13 protein-coding genes and 1 pseudogene are annotated in these 21372 nt (G+C 69.0%); 10 read left to right on the forward strand and 4 right to left on the reverse strand.

What is annotated here, in order from left to right:
* Window positions 1–127 precede the first annotated feature (127 nt).
* Together ACY34J_RS01455 and ACY34J_RS01460 are read left to right on the forward strand one after the other, a co-directional pair.
* Window positions 128–955, forward strand: a complete 828-nt coding sequence (locus ACY34J_RS01455) for an enoyl-CoA hydratase family protein (RefSeq protein ID WP_462724419.1) — start codon at window positions 128–130, stop codon at window positions 953–955.
* Entirely contained in the window at window positions 940–3264 is a 2325-nt protein-coding gene (locus ACY34J_RS01460) for a bifunctional salicylyl-CoA 5-hydroxylase/oxidoreductase (protein ID WP_462724420.1), read from the forward strand. Before ACY34J_RS01455 ends, ACY34J_RS01460 begins: the two co-directional genes overlap by 16 nt.
* A 67-nt stretch (window positions 3265–3331) precedes the next feature.
* On the opposite strand, the gene ACY34J_RS01465 is transcribed toward ACY34J_RS01460, so the two are convergent.
* Window positions 3332–4156 carry a PaaX family transcriptional regulator gene (locus tag ACY34J_RS01465; protein WP_462724421.1) on the reverse strand — a complete coding sequence of 275 codons (825 nt, stop codon included), beginning with the start codon at window positions 4154–4156 and terminating at the stop codon, window positions 3332–3334.
* A gap of 9 nt (window positions 4157–4165) precedes the next feature.
* On the reverse strand, window positions 4166–5794 hold the full coding sequence (locus tag ACY34J_RS01470) for an AMP-binding protein (protein WP_462724422.1): 1629 nt from the start codon (window positions 5792–5794) through the stop codon (window positions 4166–4168).
* A gap of 120 nt (window positions 5795–5914) precedes the next feature.
* Between ACY34J_RS01470 and ACY34J_RS01475 the strand changes: the two genes are divergently transcribed.
* The 3 genes from ACY34J_RS01475 to ACY34J_RS01485 all read left to right on the forward strand — a co-directional run bounded on the left by ACY34J_RS01475 (window position 5915) and on the right by ACY34J_RS01485 (window position 8505).
* A complete protein-coding gene (locus ACY34J_RS01475) occupies window positions 5915–7051 on the forward strand; it encodes an acyl-CoA dehydrogenase family protein (RefSeq protein ID WP_462724423.1) in 1137 nt (378 codons plus the stop codon).
* A complete protein-coding gene (locus ACY34J_RS01480) occupies window positions 7048–7446 on the forward strand; it encodes a RidA family protein (RefSeq protein WP_462724424.1) in 399 nt (132 codons plus the stop codon). The genes ACY34J_RS01475 and ACY34J_RS01480 overlap by 4 nt, the downstream gene beginning before the upstream one ends.
* A 231-nt stretch (window positions 7447–7677) precedes the next feature.
* Window positions 7678–8505, forward strand: a complete 828-nt coding sequence (locus ACY34J_RS01485) for an alpha/beta fold hydrolase (RefSeq protein ID WP_462724425.1) — start codon at window positions 7678–7680, stop codon at window positions 8503–8505.
* A gap of 7 nt (window positions 8506–8512) precedes the next feature.
* Here ACY34J_RS01485 and ACY34J_RS01490 read toward each other — a convergent pair whose 3' ends face one another.
* A complete protein-coding gene (locus ACY34J_RS01490) occupies window positions 8513–10042 on the reverse strand; it encodes a helix-turn-helix domain-containing protein (RefSeq protein ID WP_462724426.1) in 1530 nt (509 codons plus the stop codon).
* Between the two features lie 378 nt (window positions 10043–10420).
* Here ACY34J_RS01490 and acnA point away from each other — a divergent pair, with 378 nt between their 5' ends.
* Both acnA and ACY34J_RS01500 read left to right on the forward strand, forming a co-directional pair.
* Window positions 10421–13144, forward strand: a complete 2724-nt coding sequence (acnA, locus tag ACY34J_RS01495; RefSeq protein ID WP_462724427.1) for an aconitate hydratase AcnA — start codon at window positions 10421–10423, stop codon at window positions 13142–13144.
* A 129-nt stretch (window positions 13145–13273) separates the two neighbouring features.
* A pseudogene (locus ACY34J_RS01500) lies at window positions 13274–13482 on the forward strand (hypothetical protein); the annotation flags it as partial.
* A 79-nt stretch (window positions 13483–13561) separates the two neighbouring features.
* Here ACY34J_RS01500 and ACY34J_RS01505 read toward each other — a convergent pair.
* Window positions 13562–17407: a GH92 family glycosyl hydrolase gene (locus ACY34J_RS01505; protein ID WP_462724428.1), complete on the reverse strand. Its 3846-nt coding sequence runs from the start codon at window positions 17405–17407 to the stop codon at window positions 13562–13564.
* 439 nt (window positions 17408–17846) lie between these two features.
* Here ACY34J_RS01505 and ngcE point away from each other — a divergent pair, with 439 nt between their 5' ends.
* Genes ngcE through ACY34J_RS01520 form a run of 3 tightly spaced genes read left to right on the forward strand, consistent with a single transcriptional unit; the run spans window position 17847 to window position 21185 of the window.
* Window positions 17847–19277, forward strand: a complete 1431-nt coding sequence (ngcE, locus tag ACY34J_RS01510) for an N-acetylglucosamine/diacetylchitobiose ABC transporter substrate-binding protein (RefSeq protein WP_462724429.1) — start codon at window positions 17847–17849, stop codon at window positions 19275–19277.
* A gap of 49 nt (window positions 19278–19326) precedes the next feature.
* On the forward strand, window positions 19327–20250 hold the full coding sequence (locus tag ACY34J_RS01515; protein ID WP_462724532.1) for a carbohydrate ABC transporter permease: 924 nt from the start codon (window positions 19327–19329) through the stop codon (window positions 20248–20250).
* A complete protein-coding gene (locus ACY34J_RS01520; protein WP_462724430.1) occupies window positions 20250–21185 on the forward strand; it encodes a carbohydrate ABC transporter permease in 936 nt (311 codons plus the stop codon). Before ACY34J_RS01515 ends, ACY34J_RS01520 begins: the two co-directional genes overlap by 1 nt.
* Window positions 21186–21372 lie beyond the last annotated feature (187 nt).

A 21372-nucleotide genomic window follows, 5' to 3' on the forward strand; every position in this document is an offset into this window, starting at 1 on the left:
CCTCGATAGGGGGGCTGCGTAGTGCGGGGGGCTGGGCTGCGTATCGCGTCCTCGTGACGGTAGTCATCCAACGGTGATAGCTTCGAAGGGCAGGCACCAGCCATCCGGCTGAAGGAGGCCGTACGCCATGAGCCCGTTCACCGGTTCCGCGCGGAAGACCGAGGAGTGGCGGCACCTCCGCCTCACCCGGGACGCCGGAGTCGCCACCGTCACCCTCGCCCGCCCCGAGAAGCTGAACGCCCTCACCTTCGAGGCCTACGCCGACCTGCGCGACCTGATCGCCGAGCTCGCCCGGGACGGATCCGTACGAGCCCTGGTGCTCGGCGGCGAGGGCCGCGGCTTCTGCTCCGGCGGCGACGTCGACGAGATCATCGGCGCCACTCTCGCCATGGACACCGGGCAACTGCTCGACTTCAACCGGATGACCGGGCAGGTCGTACGGGCGCTGCGCGAGTGCCCCTTCCCGGTGATCGCGGCGGTGCACGGCGTCGCGGCCGGAGCCGGGGCCGTCCTGGCCCTGGCCGCCGACTTCCGCGTCGCCGACCCCTCGGCGCGCTTCGCCTTCCTCTTCACCAAGGTCGGGTTGTCCGGCGGCGACATGGGCGCGGCCTATCTGCTGCCGCGCGTGGTCGGGCTCGGGCACGCGACCCGGCTGCTGATGCTCGGCGAGCCGGTACGTGCCACGGAGGCCGAACGGATCGGGCTGATCAGCGAACTCGCGGAGGAAGGGCAGGCCGGTGCGGCCGCGGCGGCCCTCGCCCGGCGGCTCGCGGAAGGCCCAGCCCTCGCACACGCCCAGACCAAAGCGCTGCTCACCGCCGAACTCGACATGCCGCTCGCCGCCGCCGTCGAGATGGACGCCGCCACCCAGGCGCTGCTGATGAACAGCGACGACTACGCCGAGTTCCACGCGGCCTTCACCGAGAAGCGCGCACCCAAGTGGCAGGGCAGGTAGCCGTGCCGGGCAGTGATGTCAGCGGCTCCCGCCGCGGGCTGCGCGTCGCGGTGATCGGCGGCGGACCCGGCGGACTGTACGCGGCCGCCCTCCTCAAACGCCTCGACCCGACCCGCGACATCACCGTCTGGGAGCGCAACGCACCCGAAGACACCTTCGGCTTCGGCGTCGTCCTCTCCGACGAGACCCTGGGCGGCATCGAGCACGCCGACCCTGTGGTCTACCAGGCGCTACGCAACGAGTTCGTGCGCTGGGACGACATCGACGTCGTGCACCGCGGCCGCACCCTGACCTCCGGCGGGCACGGCTTCGCGGCCCTCGGCCGGCGCCGGCTGCTCGCCGTCCTGCATGAGCGCTGCCGCGGTCTCGGCGTACGGCTGCGCTTCCGCACCGAGGCGCCCCCGGCCGAACAACTCGCCCGCAGCCACGACCTGGTGATCGCCGCCGACGGCGTGAACAGCGCGACCCGGGACGCCCACGCCGAGACGTTCCGGCCACGGCTCACCACCCACCGCTGCCGCTACATCTGGCTCGCCGCCGACTTCGCCTTCGACGCCTTCCGCTTCGAGATCGCCGAGACCGGACACGGCGTGATGCAGCTGCACGGCTATCCGTTCGCGCGCGATGCCAGCACGGTCATCGTCGAGATGCGCGAAGAGGTGTGGCGGCGCGCGGGCCTGGACGGGTGTGACGAGCAGGAGTCGACGGAGCAGTGCGCGAAGTTCTTCTCCGAGGCCCTCGCCGGCCGCCCGCTGCGCGGCAACAACTCGGCCTGGATCGCCTTCCGCACGGTCGTCAACGAGCGCTGGTCACACGGCACCACGGTGCTGCTCGGCGATGCCGCCCACACCGCGCACTTCTCCATCGGCTCCGGCACCAAGCTCGCCGTCGAGGACGCCCTCGCGCTCGCCGCCTGCCTGCAGGAACAGCCGTCCGTGGCCGACGCGCTCGCCGCGTACGAGGCCGAGCGGCGCCCCGTCGTCGAATCGACCCAGCGCGCGGCCCGCGCCAGCCTCGAGTGGTTCGAGAACCTGGCGGTGCATCTCGACCAGCCGCCCCGCCAGTTCGCCTTCAATCTGCTGACCCGCAGCCGCCGCGTGACGCACGACAATCTGCGCGTGCGCGACCGGTCCTTCACCGACGCGGTGGCCGACGACTTCGGCTGCCCGCCCGGCACGCCCCCGATGTTCACCCCCTTCCGGCTGCGCGGCCTCACCCTGCGCAACCGCGTCGTCGTCTCCCCGATGGACATGTACTCCGCCGAGGAGGGCATCCCCGGCGACTTCCACCTCGTCCACCTCGGCGCACGCGCCCTCGGCGGCGCGGGTCTGGTGATGACGGAGATGGTGTGCGTCAGCCCGGAAGGCCGGATCACCCCCGGCTGCGCGGGGCTGTACGCACCGGAACACGAGGCGGCGTGGCGTCGCATCACCGACTTCGTGCACAGCTCGTCGCCCGGCACGGCGATCGGCGTGCAGCTGGGGCACTCCGGGCGCAAGGGGTCCACCCGGCTGATGTGGGAGGGTATCGACCAGCCGCTGCCGCACGGGAACTGGCCGGTCGTGGCCCCCTCGCCGCTCCCGTACCGCCCGGGCGTCAACCAGGTGCCGCACGCGCTGGACGCCGCCGGACTCGCGGACATCCGCGAGCAGTTCACAGACGCGGCCCGCCGCGCCGCCCGAGCCGGCTTCGATCTCCTCGAACTCCACTGCGCCCACGGCTACCTCCTCTCCAGCTTCCTCTCGCCGCTCACCAACCAGCGAACCGACGCCTACGGCGGAGACCTCGACGGCCGCCTGCGCTACCCCCTCGAAGTCTTCGACGCCGTAAGAGCCGTGTGGCCGGACGACCGGCCCATGACCGTCCGCATCTCCGCTACCGACTGGGCGCCCGGCGGCACCACGGCCGATGACGCCATGGAGATCGCCCGGACCTTCGCCGCGCACGGCGCCGATGCCATCGATGTCTCCACCGGTCAGGTCGTCCCCGACGAGCAGCCCGACTACGGCCGCTCGTACCAGACCCCCTACGCCGACCGCATCCGCAACACCGTCGGGATACCCGTGATCGCCGTCGGGGCCATCTCCTCCTGGGACGATGTCAATTCGCTCGTCCTCGCGGGGCGGGCGGACCTGTGCGCTCTGGCCCGGCCGCATCTGTACGACCCGCACTGGACCCTGCACGCGGCGGCGGAGCAGGGCTACGCCGGGCCCGGCGCCCCCTGGCCGGCGCCGTACCAGGCAGGCAGCCGTAAGCCCCCCACCGGCCGTACCGACGCGCCCAAGCCCCGCCTCACCCTGGAAGGTTGAGACCCCCGCCCGCCGCTTCCGGCCGGCTCTTTCACCGGGCGCCGCGCAGGAAGCGGCGGTCCGGCGTTCAGCCCAGCTGCTCCGCGACGAAGGCCGCGCCCGCGTCCCGCAGCCGCGCATGCAGTGCGGCGAAGACCTCCGCGCTGCGCCCGCCCGGCCAGTCCTCGGGCAGCAGCGCCGCCGGAAGGCCCGGATCGGCGTACGGCACCTGCCGCCAGGAGTCCAGCATCAGCAGATAGTCGCGGTAGGCGTCCGCCGGCTCCACGGTCTGCTGCCGCTCCCAACGCCGCAGCATCGGCTCATGCGCCTCCAGAAAGGCCCGGTGGAGTTTGGCCATCTCCTCCAGGTCCCACCAGCGCGCCACCGACTGGGCCGTCGGCTCGAAGCCGGTGTGCGTGCTGCCGGTGAACAGGTCGACGTACTCGGAGAGTTCCAGCCGCTCCAAGGTGTGCCGTGCCTCCTCCAGCAGATGCTCGGGGGCGATCCACACCCCGGGCGCGGCCGTGCCGAAGCCCAGCCGCGCCAGCCGGGACCGCAGCAGATGGCGCTTGTGCCGCTGCTGCTCCGGCACCGAGAAGACGGCCAGCAGCCAGCCGTCGCCGGGTTGCGCGGCCGGACGCTCGTAGATACGGCGGTCGCCGTCGTCGAGCAGCTGCCGGGCGTCGTCGGACAGCACATATCCCGCCGCCCCGTCAGCGGTGCGCGCCGGGACCAGCAGCCCGCGCCGCTTGAGCCGCGAGACCGCCGAGCGCACTGACTGCGGGTCGACGTCCACCGCGCCCAGCAACCGGATCAGCGCGGCGATCGGCACCGGCCTGCCGTCGCCGGGCCCGCGCCCGTAGGCGCCGTAGAAGGTCACAATCAAAGATCGCGGAGTGTGCTGCTCTGCCACACGGTCACTCTAAGTCGCAGGGTCGGGCGGCAGCTCCCGCAGCCGGAACCGCTGCAGCTTCCCCGTGGGCGTCCGGGGCAGCGCGTCCAGAAAGACGATCTCGCGCGGAGACTTGTAGGGGGCGATCTCGTTCTTGACGAACTCCCGCAGGGCGGTGGCCTGCTGCTCGTCGCGGCGCACGCCCTCGCGCAGGACGGCGTACGCCACGACCACCTGGCCGCGCCGCTCGTCCGGCCGTCCGACCACCGCCGCCTCCAGCACGTCGGGGTGGCGCAGCAGGGCCTCTTCGACCTCCGGGCCGGCGATGTTGTACCCGGCGGAAATGATCATGTCGTCGGCGCGCGCCACATAGCGGAACCAGCCGTCGGGCTCACGCACGTACGTGTCCCCGGTCAGATTCCAGCCGTCCCGTACGTAATCGCGCTGCCGCTCGTCCGCCAGATAGCGGCAGCCGGTCGGTCCGCGCACGGCGAGCAGTCCGGGCTCGCCGTCGGGCACCTCCCGGCCGTCGGCGTCCTGCACGCGCGCGTGGAAGCCGGGTACCGGTACGCCGGTCGTGCCGGGCCGGATCGTTTCGTCAGCGGCGGAGATGAAGATGTGGAGCAGCTCGGTGGACCCGATGCCGTTGATGATGCGCAGACCGGTGCTCTCGTGCCACGCGCGCCAGGTGCCGGCCGGCAGGTTCTCCCCGGCCGAGACACACCGGCGCAGGGAGGACAGGTCGTGCCCGTCGAGCTGTTCGAGCATGACCCGGTAGGCGGTCGGCGCGGTGAACAGGACCGATACGCCGTGCCGGCCGATCGCGGGCAGCAGCTGCTGGGGCCCCGCCTGCTCCAGCAGCAGCGCACAGGCCCCGGCCCGCAGCGGGAAGACCACCAGCCCGCCGAGCCCGAAGGTGAAGCCGAGCGGAGGGCTGCCGGCGAACACATCGTCAGGAGTGGGCCGCAGCACATGAGCCGCGAAGGTGTCCGCGATCGCGAGCACATCGCGGTGGAAGTGCATACAGCCCTTGGGCCGCCCGGTCGTCCCGGAGGTGAAGGCGATCAGCGCCACGTCGTCCGCGGAGGTCTCGACCGCGGCGTAGGGCCTGGGATGGCCGGCCGCCGGCTGCAGCAGGTCCTCGGGCCCGTCTCCGCCGTACGTGGCGATCCGCAGGCCCGGCACCTCGGCCTTCACCAGGTCGTCGACCGAGCGGATGTCGCACAGCGCGTGCCGTACCCGCGCCGCCGCACAGATGCCCGCCAGCTCCAGGGGCCGCTGCGCGGCCAGCACGGTCACGGCCACGGCGCCCGCCTTCATCACCGCGAGCCAGCAGGCGGCCAGCCACGGTGTGGTGGGCCCGCGCAGCAGCACCCGGTTGCCGGGAACCACGCCCAGGTCGGAGGTGAGGACGTGGGCGATCCGGTCGACATGGCCGCGCAGCTCGCCGTACGACCAGATCCGGCCGGAGCCGTCGCGGATGGCGGGCCGGTCCGCACCGAACCGCTCGATCGTGCGGTCCAGCAGCTCGGCCCCGCAGTTGAGCCGCTCCGGATAGCGCAGCTCGGGCAGGTCGAGCAGGAGGTCCGGCCACTGGTCGGCCGGCGGGAGATGGTCGCGGGCGAAGGTGTCCACGTGGGCCGAAGGCATGAGCTCCATGGCGGGTGCGCCCCCTTGCGCCGGTCCTGGAAATGGGGTGGTTCCGGCCGTGCGGTTGAGGTACGAGCGTAACGTGATAGTGACGGCGGTCAATACTTCGCGATAAGGGAGGGGCTGCAGATGCCCGCATTCGCACTGGAACCGGGCCAGCGGGAGTGGTGCGCGCAGCTGCGCGCGCTGGCGGCGGAGCGCCTGCGCCCGCTCGCCGAACGGGGCGCGACCGGCCGTGTCAACCGGCCGCTGGTATCCGCGCTGGGCGAGCTCGGCCTGCTGGAACGCATCCTTCCGGCCGACGGGGCCGATGGCGCCGGTCAGGTCTCCGCCCTCGACCTCTGTCTGCTGCGCGAATCCCTGGCACAGGAGTGCACCGAGGCCGAGACCGCGCTCGCCCTGCAGGGCCTTGGCACATACCCGGTCGTGCAGTCGGGCAGCGCCGGGCAACGCAAGCGCTGGATTCCCGAAGTCGCCGCGGGGCGCGCGGTCGCCGCCTTCGCACTGAGCGAGCCGGGCGCGGGCTCGGACGCGGCGGCGCTGGAGCTGACGGCGGAGCCGGACGGCGACGGCTGGCGGCTGAGCGGCGAGAAGTGCTGGATCTCCAACGCCCCCGAGGCGGACTTCTACACCGTCTTCGCCCGCACCGGCGAAGGCGGGGGCTCGCGCGGCGTCACGGCGTTCCTGGTGCCCGCGGAACGCCCTGGTCTGTCCGGCGAGCACCTCGACATGCTCAGCCCGCACCCCATCGGCAGCCTGCGCTTCGACGGCGTGCCGGTATCGCCCGCCGACCTGCTCGGCGAGCCGGGACGCGGCTTCGGCGTCGCCATGCGGACCCTCAACCTGTTCCGCCCCAGTGTCGGCGCGTTCGCGGTCGGCATGGCGCAGGCGGCCCTCGACGCGACCCTGGCACATACGCAGGACCGTACGGCGTTCGGCGGCCCGCTGGCGGACCTCCAGTCCGTATCCCACCGGGTCGCCGAGATGGCCACCCGTACGGAGGCCGCCCGGCTGCTCGTCTACGCGGCAGCGGCGGCGTACGACAGCGGTGCGCCCGGCATCGCCCGCCGCTCTGCCATGGCCAAGCTGCTCGCGACGGAGACGGCGCAGTACGTCGTCGACTCCGCGGTCCAGCTGCACGGCGCTCGCGCGCTGAAGCGCGGCCATCTCCTCGAACACCTCTACCGCGAAGTCCGCGCGCCCCGGATCTATGAGGGCGCGACCGAGGTGCAGCGCACGATCATCGCGAAGGAGCTGTACGGATGAGCCTGGAGCGCATCAACCCCGCCGAGCTGTCCCCGCCCACCGGCTTCTCCCACGCCGTCACCGCCACTGGCGGCCGCCTGGTGTTCCTCGCGGGCCAGACGGCTCTGGACGGCCAAGGCAACGTCGTCGGCGACACGCTGCCTGCCCAGTTCGCGACGGCGCTGACGAATCTCCTCAGCGCGCTGCGGGCGGCCGGCGGGTCCCCGGAGCACCTGGCGCGGGTCACCGTCTACGCCACGGACGTCGCCGCCTACCGCGTCCACGCTCGTGAACTGGGCCGCATCTGGCGGAAGCTGGCGGGACGGGACTACCCGGCGATGGCGGTGATCGGCGTGGTACGGCTCTGGGACGAGCAGGCCATGGTCGAACTCGACGGCATCGCTGTGCTGCCCTGACCCGGGCGGTCGCGGAACGGCGCGGCGGCCTCCTGACCGGCGCAGCGCAGCCTGACAGCCTTTCAGGATCCGAGTAGGCGAACTCTCCACCGCGCCGCTTCCGTACGCCGGATCGCACACACCGGGAGGCCGCCTGGCGACCGTTTGCGGCCGCCACCCGGCGGACCTAGCGTGAAAGGGTGTGATTCCTCCTCCAAGAGGTCGCCACGACCGCTGGAAAGGACGAGCACGATGGGCACCATCACCACCACCGATGGCACCGAGATCGTCTACAAGGACTGGGGGACCGGCCGGCCCGTCGTGTTCAGCCATGGCTGGCCCCTCAACGCCGACGCCTGGGACCCGCAGCTCCGCATGGTCGCCGACAACGGATTCCGCGCGATCGCCCACGACCGCCGTGGACACGGCCGCTCCGGCCAGCCCTGGAACGGCAACGACATGGACACCTACGCCGACGATCTCGCCCAGCTGATCGAGACCCTGGACCTGCGCGATGCGATCCTGGTCGGCCATTCCACCGGCGGCGGGGAGATCACCCGCTACATCGGCCGCCACGGCAGCGGCCGGGTCGCCAAGGCCGTGCTGGTCAGTGCCATCCCTCCGCTGATGCTGAAGACGGACAGCAACCCCGAAGGACTGCCCATCGAGGTGTTCGACGCCATTCGCGCCGGAATCCAGACCGATCGCGCGCAGTACTACATGGACCTCAGCGAGCCCTTCCTCGGCGCCAATCGGCCTGGCTCAACCGTCTCCCAGGGCATCCGCGGGGCGTTCTGGTTGTGGAGCATGCAGGTCGGGATCAAGGGAGCCTACGACTGCGTCAAGGTGTTCTCCGAGACCGACCTCACCGAGGACCTCAAGCGTTTCGACATCTCCACGCTGATCGTGCACGGTGACAACGACCAGATCGTGCCCATCGTCGCCTCGGCACAGAAATCGGTGAATCTCGTCAAGGATGCCACCCTCAAGGTCTATCGCAACGCTCCCCACGGCCTGCCCATGGTCAGTCCGCACAGGGAGACCTTCGACGCCGACCTGCTGGCCTTCCTCACCACCTGACCCTGCATCAGATGTCGCGGAAGATGTCGATCTGCGCACCGATGGTGTTCAGCCGCTCCGCCAGCTCCTCGTAACCCCGGTTGATCACGTAGACGTTGCGGAGCACCGATGTGCCCGGCGCCGCCATCATCGCCAACAGCACCACCACCGCGGGCCGCAGCGCCGGCGGGCACATCATCTCGGCCGCTCGCCAGCGTGTCGGCCCCTCCACCAGCACCCGGTGCGGATCCAGCAACTTCACATCCGCGCCCAGGCGGTTGAGGTCGGTGAGATAGATCGCGCGGTTGTCGTAGACCCAGTCGTGGATCAGCGTCGAGCCCTGGGCCGTCGCGGCGATGGCCGCGAAGAAGGGGACGTTGTCGATGTTGACGCCGGGGAACGGCATCGGGTGGATCTTGTCGATCGGCGCGACCAGCTTGGACGGCCGTACGGTCAGATCGGTCAGCCTCGTACGGCCGTTGTCCGCCGCGTACTCGGGGGTGCGCTCGTGGTCGAGGCCCATCTCCTCCAGCACGGCCAGCTCGATCTCGAGGAACTCGATCGGGACCCGACGGATCGTCAGCTCCGACTCGGTGACCACGGCGGCGGCGAGCAGGCTCATCGCCTCCACCGGGTCCTCGGAGGGCGCGTAGTCCACGTCGCGGTCGATGTGCCCGACGCCGTGCACGGTCAGCGTTGTGGTGCCGATGCCGTCGACCTTCACCCCCAGCTCCTCCAGGAAGAAGCACAGGTCCTGGACCATGTAGTTGGAGCTGGCGTTGCGGATGACGGTGACGCCCTCGTGGCGTGCCGCGGCGAGGAGCGCGTTCTCGGTGACGGTGTCGCCTCGTTCGGTCAGCACGATCGGACGGCCGGGGGAGACCTCGCGGTCCACGCGCGCGTGGTAGGTGCCCTCGGTGGCCGTGATCTCCAGGCCGAAGTGGCGCAGAGCGGTCATATGCGGCTGCACGGTTCGCGTCCCGAGGTCGCAGCCACCCGCGTACGGGATGCGGAACTGGTCCTCGAGGTGCAGCAGCGGGCCGAGGAACATGATGACGCTGCGGGTGCGGCGGGCCGCGGCCGTGTCCATCGCGTCGAGGTCGAGCCGGGGTGGCGGCACGATCTCCAGGTCGTTCCCGTCGTTGATCCAGCGGGTACGCACGCCGATGCTGCCGAGGACCTCGAGGATGCGGTACACCTCCTCGATCCGGGCGACCCTCCGCAGGGTCGTACGACCGGAGTTGAGCAGCGTGGCGCACAGCAGCGCGACGCACGCGTTCTTGCTCGTCTTCACATCGATGCTGCCGGACAGGCGGCGGCCGCCAACGACCCGCAGATGCATGGGGCCTGCGTAGCCGAGCGAGACGATCTCGCTGTCCAGGGCTTCGCCGATCCGGGCGATCATCTCAAGGCTGATGTTCTGATTGCCTCGCTCGATGCGGTTGATCGCACTCTGGCTGGTGCTGAGGGCGTCCGCGAGCTGCGTCTGCGTCCAGCCGCGGTGCTGGCGGGCATCACGAATGAGCTTGCCGATACGGAGGAGGTAATCGTCTGACATACCCAGGACTCTATCTCAAATATGAGATTTCCTCTCGTAGACGCGCCCCGCCGGAAATCCGAGGTGTCCAACTCCGGGTCGAACGGTTCCGGGAGGTGAAGGGGCGTACCGAAGGGGTGCGCCCCGTCCGCTTTGGTGTATCCCCCGCGGCCGCTTCCCCGCGTGCGGCATAGAACCTGTACTCAGGGGCACAGGATGCATGCGCATGACCTCGGGGCGGCGATGTACTAGAGTTATCTCGACATCGAGATATCTGCCGAGGCGTACCGTCGCCCGCTGGAAGTAAGGTTTACCTAACTGAGCCTTACCTCAGCGGATCGGCATGAGGCTGCAACGGCAGGATGCGGTGGTACGCGCACATTGATGAAGGAGACTGTCGTGTCGGCGAACAGCTTCGACGCCCGCAGCGCGCTGCGCGTGGGCGACGAGTCGTACGAGATCTTCCGGCTGGACAAGGTCGAGGGCTCCGCCCGCCTGCCCTACAGCCTGAAGGTGCTGCTGGAGAACCTGCTCCGCACCGAGGACGGCGCGAACATCACCGCCGACCACATCCGGGCGCTGGGCAACTGGGACGCGAGTGCCCAGCCCAGCCAGGAGATCCAGTTCACGCCGGCCCGCGTGATCATGCAGGACTTCACCGGTGTGCCGTGCGTCGTGGACCTCGCCACCATGCGTGAGGCCGTCAAGGAGCTCGGCGGCGACCCGTCGAAGATCAACCCACTGGCCCCGGCCGAGCTGGTCATCGACCACTCCGTCATCGCCGACCGCTTCGGCACCCCGGACGCCTTCGTCAAGAACGTCGAGCTGGAGTACGGCCGCAACAAGGAGCGCTACCAGTTCCTGCGCTGGGGCCAGACCGCCTTTGACGAGTTCAAGGTCGTCCCGCCCGGCACCGGCATCGTCCACCAGGTCAACATCGAGCACCTGGCCCGCGCCGTCATGGTCCGGGGCGGCCAGGCGTACCCCGACACCCTCGTCGGCACCGACTCGCACACCACCATGGTCAACGGCCTCGGCGTGCTCGGCTGGGGCGTCGGCGGTATCGAGGCCGAGGCCGCGATGCTCGGCCAGCCGGTCTCGATGCTCATCCCGCGCGTCGTCGGCTTCAAGCTGACCGGGTCCCTGCCCACCGGCACCACCGCCACCGACCTCGTCCTCACGATCACCGAGATGCTGCGCAAGCACGGCGTCGTCGGCAAGTTCGTCGAGTTCTACGGCGAGGGCGTCGCCTCCGTGCCGCTGGCCAACCGCGCCACCATCGGCAACATGTCGCCGGAGTTCGGCTCCACCGCGGCGATGTTCCCGATCGACGGCGAGACCATCAACTACCTGAGGCTCACCGGCCGCTCCGAGCAGCAGCTCGCGCTCGTCGAGGCGTACGCCAAGGAGCAGGGTCTGTGGCTCGACCCGTCCGCCGAGCCGGACTTCTCCGAGAAGCTCGAGCTGGACCTGTCCACCGTCGTCCCGTCCATCGCCGGCCCGAAGCGCCCGCAGGACCGGATCGTCCTGGCCGATGCCAAGAACCAGTTCCTGATGGACGTGCGGAACTACGTCCCCGACGCCGAGGACGCCTACGAGGGCGTCGTGGAGTCCTTCCCGGCCTCCGACCCGCCCGCCGTCTCCAACGGCGCCCCGGTGAAGAAGGTCAAGGTCACCGCCCCCGACGGGACCGAGTACGAGCTCGACCACGGCGCCGTCACCGTTGCCGCGATCACCTCCTGCACCAACACCTCGAACCCGTACGTCATGGTCGCGGCCGCGCTGGTGGCCAAGAAGGCGGTCGAGAAGGGCCTGACCCGCAAGCCGTGGGTCAAGACCACCCTCGCCCCCGGGTCCAAGGTCGTCATGGACTACTACGACCGCGCCGGCCTCACTCCGTACCTCGACAAGCTGGGCTTCAACCTGGTCGGTTACGGCTGCACCACCTGCATCGGCAACTCCGGCCCCCTGCCGGAGGAGGTCTCCCAGGCCGTCAACGAGCACGACCTCGCTGTCGTGTCCGTGCTGTCCGGCAACCGCAACTTCGAGGGCCGGATCAACCCCGACGTCAAGATGAACTACCTGGCGTCCCCGCCGCTGGTCGTCGCGTACGCCATCGCCGGCTCGATGAAGGTCGACATCACCAGCGAGGCGCTCGGCACCGACAAGGACGGCCGTCCCGTCTTCCTCAAGGACATCTGGCCCTCCGAGCAGGAGGTCGAGGAGGTCGTCGCCTCCGCGATCGGCCAGGAGATGTTCAACACCAGCTACGCGGACGTCTTCGCGGGCGACGCGCAGTGGCAGTCGCTGCCCGTCCCGACCGGCAACACCTTCGAGTGGGACCCGGAGTCCACCTACGTCCGCAAGCCCCCGTACTTCGAGGGCATGACCATGGAGCCGGCTCCGGTCGGGGACATCACGGGCGCCCGCGTCCTGGCCAAGCTCGGCGACTCGGTCACCACCGACCACATCTCCCCGGCCGGTGCCATCAAGGCCGACACCCCGGCCGGCAGGTACCTGCTGGAGCACGGCGTCGAGCGCCGCGACTTCAACTCCTACGGCTCCCGCCGCGGCAACCACGAGGTGATGATCCGCGGTACGTTCGCCAACATCCGCCTGCGCAACCAGATCGCGCCGGGCACCGAGGGCGGCTACACGCGTGACTTCACGCAGGAGGGCGGCCCCGTCTCCTTCATCTACGACGCCTCGCGCAACTACATCGAGCAGGGCATCCCGCTGGTCGTCCTGGCCGGCAAGGAGTACGGTTCCGGTTCGTCCCGCGACTGGGCGGCCAAGGGCACCGCGCTGCTCGGCGTCAAGGCCGTCATCGCCGAGAGCTACGAGCGCATCCACCGCTCGAACCTCATTGGCATGGGCGTTCTGCCGCTGCAGTTCCCCGAGGGCCAGTCCGCCGAGACGCTCGGCCTGACCGGTGAGGAGACCTTCTCCATCTCCGGCGTGACCGAGCTCAACGAGGGCACCACCCCGCGCACCGTCAAGGTCACCACGGACACCGGTGTCGAGTTCGACGCGGTCGTCCGTATCGACACCCCGGGTGAGGCGGACTACTACCGCAACGGCGGCATCATGCACTACGTGCTGCGCTCGCTGATCCGCAAGTAAACGGGGCACCACTCGGCACAGCGGTACGTCGGCACGGCAGTCGGCGGGGCCGCACCTCCCCAAGGGGGTGCGGGCCCCGCCGCGTCATATCGCAACGCAGGGGCCGCGTGCGACAACGTTGTCAGACGGACGGTTGGTGGCGGGCGCGGCACGGTCCAGTACGGCAACCAGACCGTGGCGAAGACCCCGTACCGCAATGTGAGCGGTGGGGCCAAGGACGAGGTGGACACATACGTGTTCGCGACCGTGCCGTTCCGGGCCCCGGCGGCAGGACGATCAAGAGCGTCACGCCGCCGGACAACGAGAACCTCCACGTCTTCACAGTCGCCCTGGGCTGAGCGTCTGGCACACCACGGCGAACGGCAGGGCCGCACCCGCCGCGAAGAGGGTGCGGCCCTGCCGCATGGGGACTGGTTCTCAGGCGAGCAGTTCGATCTCGGCCAGCTCCGGCTCGCTGCCCACCGCCTCCAAGCGGTAGTGCGCGTAACGGCCCGGATGCGCGACCTTGAAGGCCCGGGTCTGCCGGTCCCAGCGGAACGACTCGTCCGCCCGCTGGTCCACGACCTGCCATTCCCTCCCGTCCTGCGAGCCCTTGAGGACCCAGGCCGTCGGTGCATTGCCCTGCGACCCCTCAGGCGGCGAGGTGAGGGTGTAGTACGACACCTGGGCCCGCGACGACAGCGGCAGCGCGGCCGAGTCGAAGCGGCTCGCGGTGGAGGAGGTGTTGTCCAGCAGCGGGTCGTCGCTGACGGATGTCACATCCTGTATCGGGGACGGCGGCTCGTCGCCCTGGGTGATGGAGGTCGGTCCCGCGTCCTTCCCCGTGGCCCAGGCGGACGGCTCGGGCCCCATCGCGAACTCCAGGGTGCCGCCCCGCGCCAGCAGCGCGTGCGGAAGGGCCGTGGAGTTCCAGGGCTTGCCGTTCACCTTCAGACCCTGGACGTACACGTTCCGCGGGCTGTTGTTGCCTGGTGCCTTGATGACCAGGTCGCGACCGTTCTCCAGATGGACCGTGGCCTTGGTGAACAGGGGGGAGCCCACCGCGTACTCGGGGCTGCCCATCACGAGCGGATAGAAGCCGAGCGCGCTGAAGACGTACCACGCGGACATCTCACCGTTGTCCTCGTCGCCGGGGTAGCCCTGGCCGATCTCACTGCCGAGATAGAGGCGGGAGAGGGCTTCGCGCACCTTGGCCTGCGTCTTCCAGGGCTGTCCGGCGGCGTCGTACATGTACGCGATGTGGTGCGACACCTGATTGCTGTGCCCGTACATGCCCATCCGGATGTCGCGGGCCTCCGTCATCTCATGGATGACCCCGCCGTAAGAGCCGGCGAAATCCGGCTCCGCGGTCTCGGGGACCGAGAAGAACCGGTCCAGCTTCTCGGCGAAATCGGCCCTGCCGCCGTAGAGGCCGGCCAGGCCCCGGGTGTCCTGCGGAGCGCTGAAGGCGTAGTTCCAGCCGTTGGACTCGGTGTAGTCGTCGCCCCAGACCCGGGGGTCGTAGCTGTCAGGCGACAGCCGCCACTCGCCGTCCGGGTCCCTGCCCTGGAAGAAGCCGATCCTGTCGTCGAAGTGCCGGACGTAGTTCTGCGCACGGTTCAGGAAGTAGGCGGACTCCTCCTGATAGCGGGTCTTCTTCGTCTTCGCGTACAGCCCCTTGCCCATCCGGGCCAGGCCGAAGTCGTTCAGATAGCCCTCCAGCGCCCAGGACATGCCCTCGCGTGTCGTGGTGCTCGTCCAGCCGTGGAACACGGAGGTCTCCATGCCCTTGCGGCCGACACCGGGGGAGGGCGGGGCGACGGTGGCGTTCTTGAGGGCGGCCTCGTACGCGGCCTCGGCGTCGAAGTGCACCCCCTTGAGGTAGGCGTCCGCGAAGGCCACGTCCGAGCTGGTGCCGGTCATCAGATCGGCGTAGCCGGGTGAGGACCAGCGGGAGATCCAGCCGCCGTCCTTGTACTGCTGTACGAAGCCGTCGACCATCCTCCCGGCCCGCTTGGGGCTGAAGAGGGAGTACGCAGGCCAGGTGGTCCGGTAGGTGTCCCAGAAGCCGTTGTTGACGTAGACCTGGCCGTCGACGATCTTGGCGCCGGTATGGGTCGGGGTGTTCTCGCCGACGGGCGCGGAGAACGGGCTGGCGTACCGGTACCTCGGCCGATGTCTGCTCCCGGTGTTCTCGAAGCCGGAGTTCGGATAGAGGTACAGCCGATAGAGATTCGAGTAGAGGCTGGTGAGCTGGTCCTCGGTGGCGCCCTCCACCTCGACGACGCCGAGGAGGTCGTCCCAGGCGGACCGGGCCCGGGAGGCGACCGAGGAGAAGGACGCCGAGGACGGAATCTCCTGGGCGAGGTTCGCCTTGGCCTGGTCGACCCCGATCAGCGAGGTGGCGATGCGCAGCTGCACCGTACGGTCCGCGCCCGGCGCGAAGCGGAAGAAGCCGGTCACGTTATCGCCCGCGCCACCCGGAAGATGACCGCTGTCGGTGACGGGCGCGTCGAAGACGCCGTACACGAACAGCCGGCTGGCGCCGGTGGAGAGATTGCTTTTGACGTCGGACCAGCCGGTGACCACCCCGCTGGCCGGGTCCAGGCGGAGCCCTCCGTGGTCGTTGACGTTGTCGAACATCACGCTGGCGTCGCTGCCGGGGAAGGTGAAGCGGAGGATCGCGGCGTGGTCGGCCGGGGCGATCTCGGTGCGCAGGCCGTTGTCGAAGGTGATGCCGTAGTAGTGGGGCCGGGCGGTCTCGTTCTCATGGTGGAAGGGCAGGGCTCGGGCGGTGCGTGAGGCGTTGGGGGTGCCGGCGTCCGTGGACGGCATCACCTGGAAGGTCTGGCGGTCGCCCATCCAGGGGCTGGGCTCATGGCTGGCGCTGAAGGCCTGCAGGGTGGGGAGGTTGTCGGCGTTGTTGGCGCGGGCGTACTCGTACAGCCAGTTGGTGGAGCGTGCGTTGGTGACCGGGGTCCAGAAGTTGAAGCCGTTCGGGACGGCCGTGGCCGGAAAGGTGTTGCCCCGGGAGAAGCTGCCGCTGGAGTTGGTGCCGCGGGTGGTGACGGCGTAGTCGGCCAGATGGGCGGGGGGCTTCTTTTCGGCCTTCGGGGCGATGGAGATGTCGTCGACCCAGCCGCGGAACTTCGCCGGGCCTGCCGGCGAGTCGTACGCCACCAGGATCCGGTCGACGGTCTTGCCGGCGGCGACCTGACCGATCCGGGACTCCTTGTGGTTCCACTGGTTGACGTAGAGCGTCTTGGAAGCGGCTTGCGCCTGGGGGGTGAGCCGGGCGCCGTGCTGGTCCACCGCGCCCAGGTCACTCAGATACGTGCCGTCGGTGAAGGCAAGGTCCAGCGCCACATGGGTGGCCGGGTAGTCCGGGGTGGTCTCGGGCATCGACGGGAAGACCAGGTAGGACAGGCTGGTCGAGCGCGTGACGGCGATGTCCACATCGAAGACCTTGTTGTACGACCAGGCCCGGCCGTCCGCCTTGTGGGTACCGGCGTAGCGGAGGGCGTGCCTGCCGCTGAAGCCCGCGTTCGCCTTGGCGGTGGGAGAGCCGGTGGGGCCTTTGTCGACATGGCTGCGCATGTCGGAGGGTGCGGGCGGCGTGTCGCTGCCGTCGGAGAACTGCACTTCGGCCAGCTGGATGATGTCGTCCCCGGCGTTGCGGGTGATGTTGAGCCGGTAATGCCGGTACGCGGTGTCGTTCGTGAATTCGAATTGCCGGGTCTGCCGGCGTTTGTCGAAGGTCTCGCCCTGCCGCTTGTCGAGGTCCGTCCACTCTTTGCCGTCCCGCGAGCCCTGCAGCGTCCAGTCGCTGGGGTCGCGGCCGGGGGCGTCGTTCGCGGAGGTCAGGGCGTAGCGCACCACGGTGACCGGTTCCTCCAGGTCGAACTCCAGCCATGCCGTGTGGTCGAAGACCAGCCATTTGGTGGTCGGTTCGCCGTCGACGAGGTTGCCGCCGACCTCTCCACCGCCGCTGTTCTCACCGCTGGCACGGACCGCGGTGACCTTGTCGGTCACATTGCCTGGGATGCCGGAGGAGTAGCCGCCGTCGACACCCGAGGCCTTCTTTATCCCTTCTGAGGTTGTTTCTACGGTATTGTTCCAGGCTGGCTGAGGGTCGTCCGGCTCGAACGACGAGGCGAACTCCGTCGCGGCCGAGGTGGGTTCGCGGGGGAGCGCCACCGCGGCCCCCTGGGTCGCCGCGGTCAGCGCGACGGCCGCCACCAGGGCGGCCGTACGTCCGAGGGCGCGCCATCGTCTCCGCTGCATTCGAACCTCTCCAACGGTCTCGACAACGTTGTCAAAAGGTCGCGCAACCATAAGTAACGGTTCATATGGCCAGTGATGTCAAGGGAGTTGCCGATATCACCTGAAGGGGCGTAAGGGATCCCCCGGTCATCGCCCGTCACCCCGGGCTATCCGGAAACGCATTTCTTCGAGGTCTCAACTCGGGAAAGAGTGCCGTCCAAAGCTGCATTCGATCTTGCCCAGGCGACGGTAAGTGGACTATACCTGTCGGCGTCCGGCGGTCGTATAAGACGGTCGCCGACCCGGGGGGACGGGGCGGCACGGCGCTTCAGGCGACGGACGCCGCGGCTGTCCCACCGATCCCGGAGAACACCCAGCACGACCCCAGCTTCACAGACCGCGGTGCCGGGGAGAGGCTCCCTACCACCGCCTGAGTCCTGAAGAAGGCGAGGACTTGAGCATGGGATCCACCTCCGACTACGGCCGTCGTGACCTGATCAAGCGGGCCGCCGCACTCGGCCTGATCGCTGTGCCGTCGATGAGCACCCTGGCCGCCTGTGCCAGTGGCGGCGGTGGCGGCGAAGAGAAGGTCGCCAAGGGCAAGAAGAGCGCCAAGAACCCCCTCGGTGTCAATGAGAGCGCGCCGCTCGAGGTCGTCATCTTCGACGGCGGCTTCGGCGAGCAGTACGCCAAGGACGCCGAGGCCGTGTACGCCAAGACGTATCCGAAGGCGAAGATCAAGCACGCCGCCACCCAGAAGATCCAGTCGGTGCTGCAGCCGCGCTTCAACGGCGGCACGCCACCGGACCTCATCGACAACTCCGGCGCCGAGCAGATGGACATGGGCGTCCTGGTCGCCAAGAAGCAGCTGACCGACCTCACCCCGCTGCTGGACGCGCCCTCCATCGACGACCCGAAGAAGAAGGTGCGCGACACGCTGCGCCCGGGCGTCGTGGAGATGGGCCAGTTCGACGGCGAGCCCGTCTGGATCCTCTACTACGCCTACACCGTGTACGGCGTGTGGTACTCCCAGACCGCGCTCGACAAGCTCGACGCGCAGTACCCGGAAACCTGGGACGACATGCTCGCGCTCTGTGCCAAGGCCAAGAAGAAGGGCATCGCGGGCTGGACGTACGCGGGCAAGTACCCGTACTACATCCCCTTCAGCCTCTACGCCTTCATCGGCAAGATCGGCGGCCGGGAGGTGCTGGACGCGATCGACAACCTGGAGCCGAACGCCTGGAAGCACCCGGCGGTCAAGGCGGCCTTCGAGGCGTACTACGAGCTGTACAAGAAGGGCTACATCCTCAAGGGCACCCCCGGCCTGGACCACATCCAGTCCCAGACGGCCTGGAACGAGGGCAAGGCCCTGTTCATCCCCAATGGCTCCTGGGTGGAGAACGAGTCGAAGAAGACCACGCCGAAGGACTTCGAGATGCGGGTCGGGGCGCCGTCCAGCCTGGACAGCTCCGACAAGATGCCCTTCGGGACGCTGTGGGCCTCCGGCGGCGAGCCCTTCATCGTCCCGGCCAAGGCGAAGAACCCGGACGGCGGTATGGAGCAGCTGCGCATCATGCTCAGCGAGGCCTCGTCGAAGAACTTCACCAAGGCGGTCTCCTCGCTGACCTCCTTCAACGGCGGCACTGACGGCCTGACCCTGCCGCCGGGCCTCACCTCCGCGATCGCTGCCCTGGACAAGGCCGGGGAGAACGTGCTCAACCCGCGGATGCAGGACTGGTACGTGGCGCTGCAGAAGGAGAAGATCGGAGTCGCCGGTCTGGGCGAGATGATGGCGGGCAGGCTCACTCCGGCCGAGGCCATCAAGAAGATCCAGGGCCTCGCCGACGAGGCGGCCAAGGACGACTCCATCAAGCACTACAAGCACCAGTGAGTGACCGTCACTGGCGGCAGCACGCGCGGGAAGATCGGGGTCGGTGACCATGCAACACGGCAAGTACCGGTTCATCGTGGGGTTTCTGGCGGCGCCCTTGGCGTTGTACGCGCTCTTCGTCATCTGGCCGTTCATCCAGTCCATCTACTACTCGTTCACGGACTGGACCGGCCTGAGCCCTGACTTCACGATGGTCGGCCTCGGCAATTACGACCGGCTGCTGGGCGACGAGATCTTCTGGAAGTCGCTGCAGCACAGTCTGACCTTCGCGTTGCTGCTGCCGCTGGTGACGATCGGTCTGGCGCTGTTCTTCGCGTTCATGCTCAATGTCGGCGGGCGGCGTCGCAGGGGCGCCGCCGTCGCCGGCGTACACGGCTCGGCCTTCTACAAAATCGTCTACTTCTTTCCGCAGGTGCTCTCGATCGCGATCGTCGCCCTGCTCTTCCAGTTCGCGTACAACCCCAACAGCGGATCGCTCAACTCCGCGCTGGAGGCCGTCGGCCTCGGCAGCATCCAGCCGAACTGGCTCGGTGATCCGGACCTCGCCCTGTGGTGCGTGATGGCGGTGCTGGTCTGGAGCACCGTCGGATTCTTCGTGGTGCTCTTCTCCGCCGGAATGTCCTCCATTCCCAAGGACTTCTACGAGGCGGCGCTGCTGGACGGCGCCAATCGCGTCACCACGTTCTTCCGGATCACGCTGCCGCTGCTGTGGGACACCGTGCAGTCGGGCTGGGTCTACATGGGGATTCTGGCCCTGGGCGCCGAGTCCTTCGCGGTGGTGCAGATCATGACCGTGGGCCCGGGCGGCCCGGACTACTCCACGACGGTCCTGCCGCTGTACGTGTACCAGCGCGCATTCCGGGACGGCCAGGCGGCCTACGCGACGACGATCGGCGTCGCCCTGCTCATTGTCACCCTGGCCTTTGCGGCCATCGTGATCCGACTGGGCCGGCGCGAGCGGCTGGAGTACTGATGAAGACAACCGACACCCCTCCCTCCGGCGCCGGCGTCACCGACGAGCGCCCGTCCGTCGAGAAGAGGACGTCCTCCCCGGCGCCGACCGGGCACGCGAAGAAGGGCAGCGAGGGCACGGTCCTCAATGTCTTCTCGCACGGCGTGCTGATTCTGTGGGCCTGCATGGTCGTCATGCCGCTGGTATGGGCGGTGATGACGTCCTTCAAGACCGACCGGGACATCTTCACCTCGCCGTGGAGCCTGCCGAGCAGCCTTCATTTCGAGAACTGGTCACGCGCCTGGACCCAGGCGCATATGAGTGACTACTTCCTCAACACCGTGCTCGTCGTCGGCGGCTCACTGATCGGCACCATGCTGTTCGGCTCGATGGCAGCCTATGTGCTGGCGCGCTTCGACTTCCCCGGGAACCGCTTCATCTACTTCCTCTTCATCGGAGGAATGAGCTTCCCGATCATCCTGGCGCTGGTCCCGCTGTTCTATGTCATGAACAACATCGCCCTGCTCAACACGCTGCACGGGCTGATTCTGGTCTATATCGCCTACTCCCTGCCATTCACGGTCTTCTTTCTCACCGCCTTCTTCCGTACGCTGCCGACCTCGGTGGCCGAGGCGGCGCTGATCGACGGCGCCTCGCACACCCGTACCTTCTTCCAGGTGATGCTGCCGATGGCCAAGCCCGGCCTGATCAGCGTCGGGATCTTCAATTTCCTCGGGCAGTGGAACCAGTACATGCTGCCGACGGTGCTCAACACGGACCCGGACCGGAAGGTCCTCTCCCAGGGCCTGGTCCAGCTTGCGGTGAGCCAGGGGTACAAGGGCGACTGGTCGGGGCTGTTCGCCGGCCTGGTGATGGCGATGCTGCCGGTGCTGACCGTGTACATCATCTTCCAGCGCCAGGTCCAGTCCGGACTGACGGCAGGCGCGCTGAAGTAGCCGCGGGGCAGAGCAGCGGGGCGCCTCACTCCAGCGCCCCGCTCAGCGCTGTGCGTACCCATCCCCACCTGCGGTTTTGCCCCCCGAGGGGCTGTCGGCCACCGCCCGCGAGGGGGTCGCATTCGGGGCGCACGAGGGCGCTCATCCGAGGTCTGAGCTGCTCAAGATCTCGCTCAAGGTCTTGACG

Source organism: Streptomyces sp. HSS9-12 (assembly GCF_054963655.1).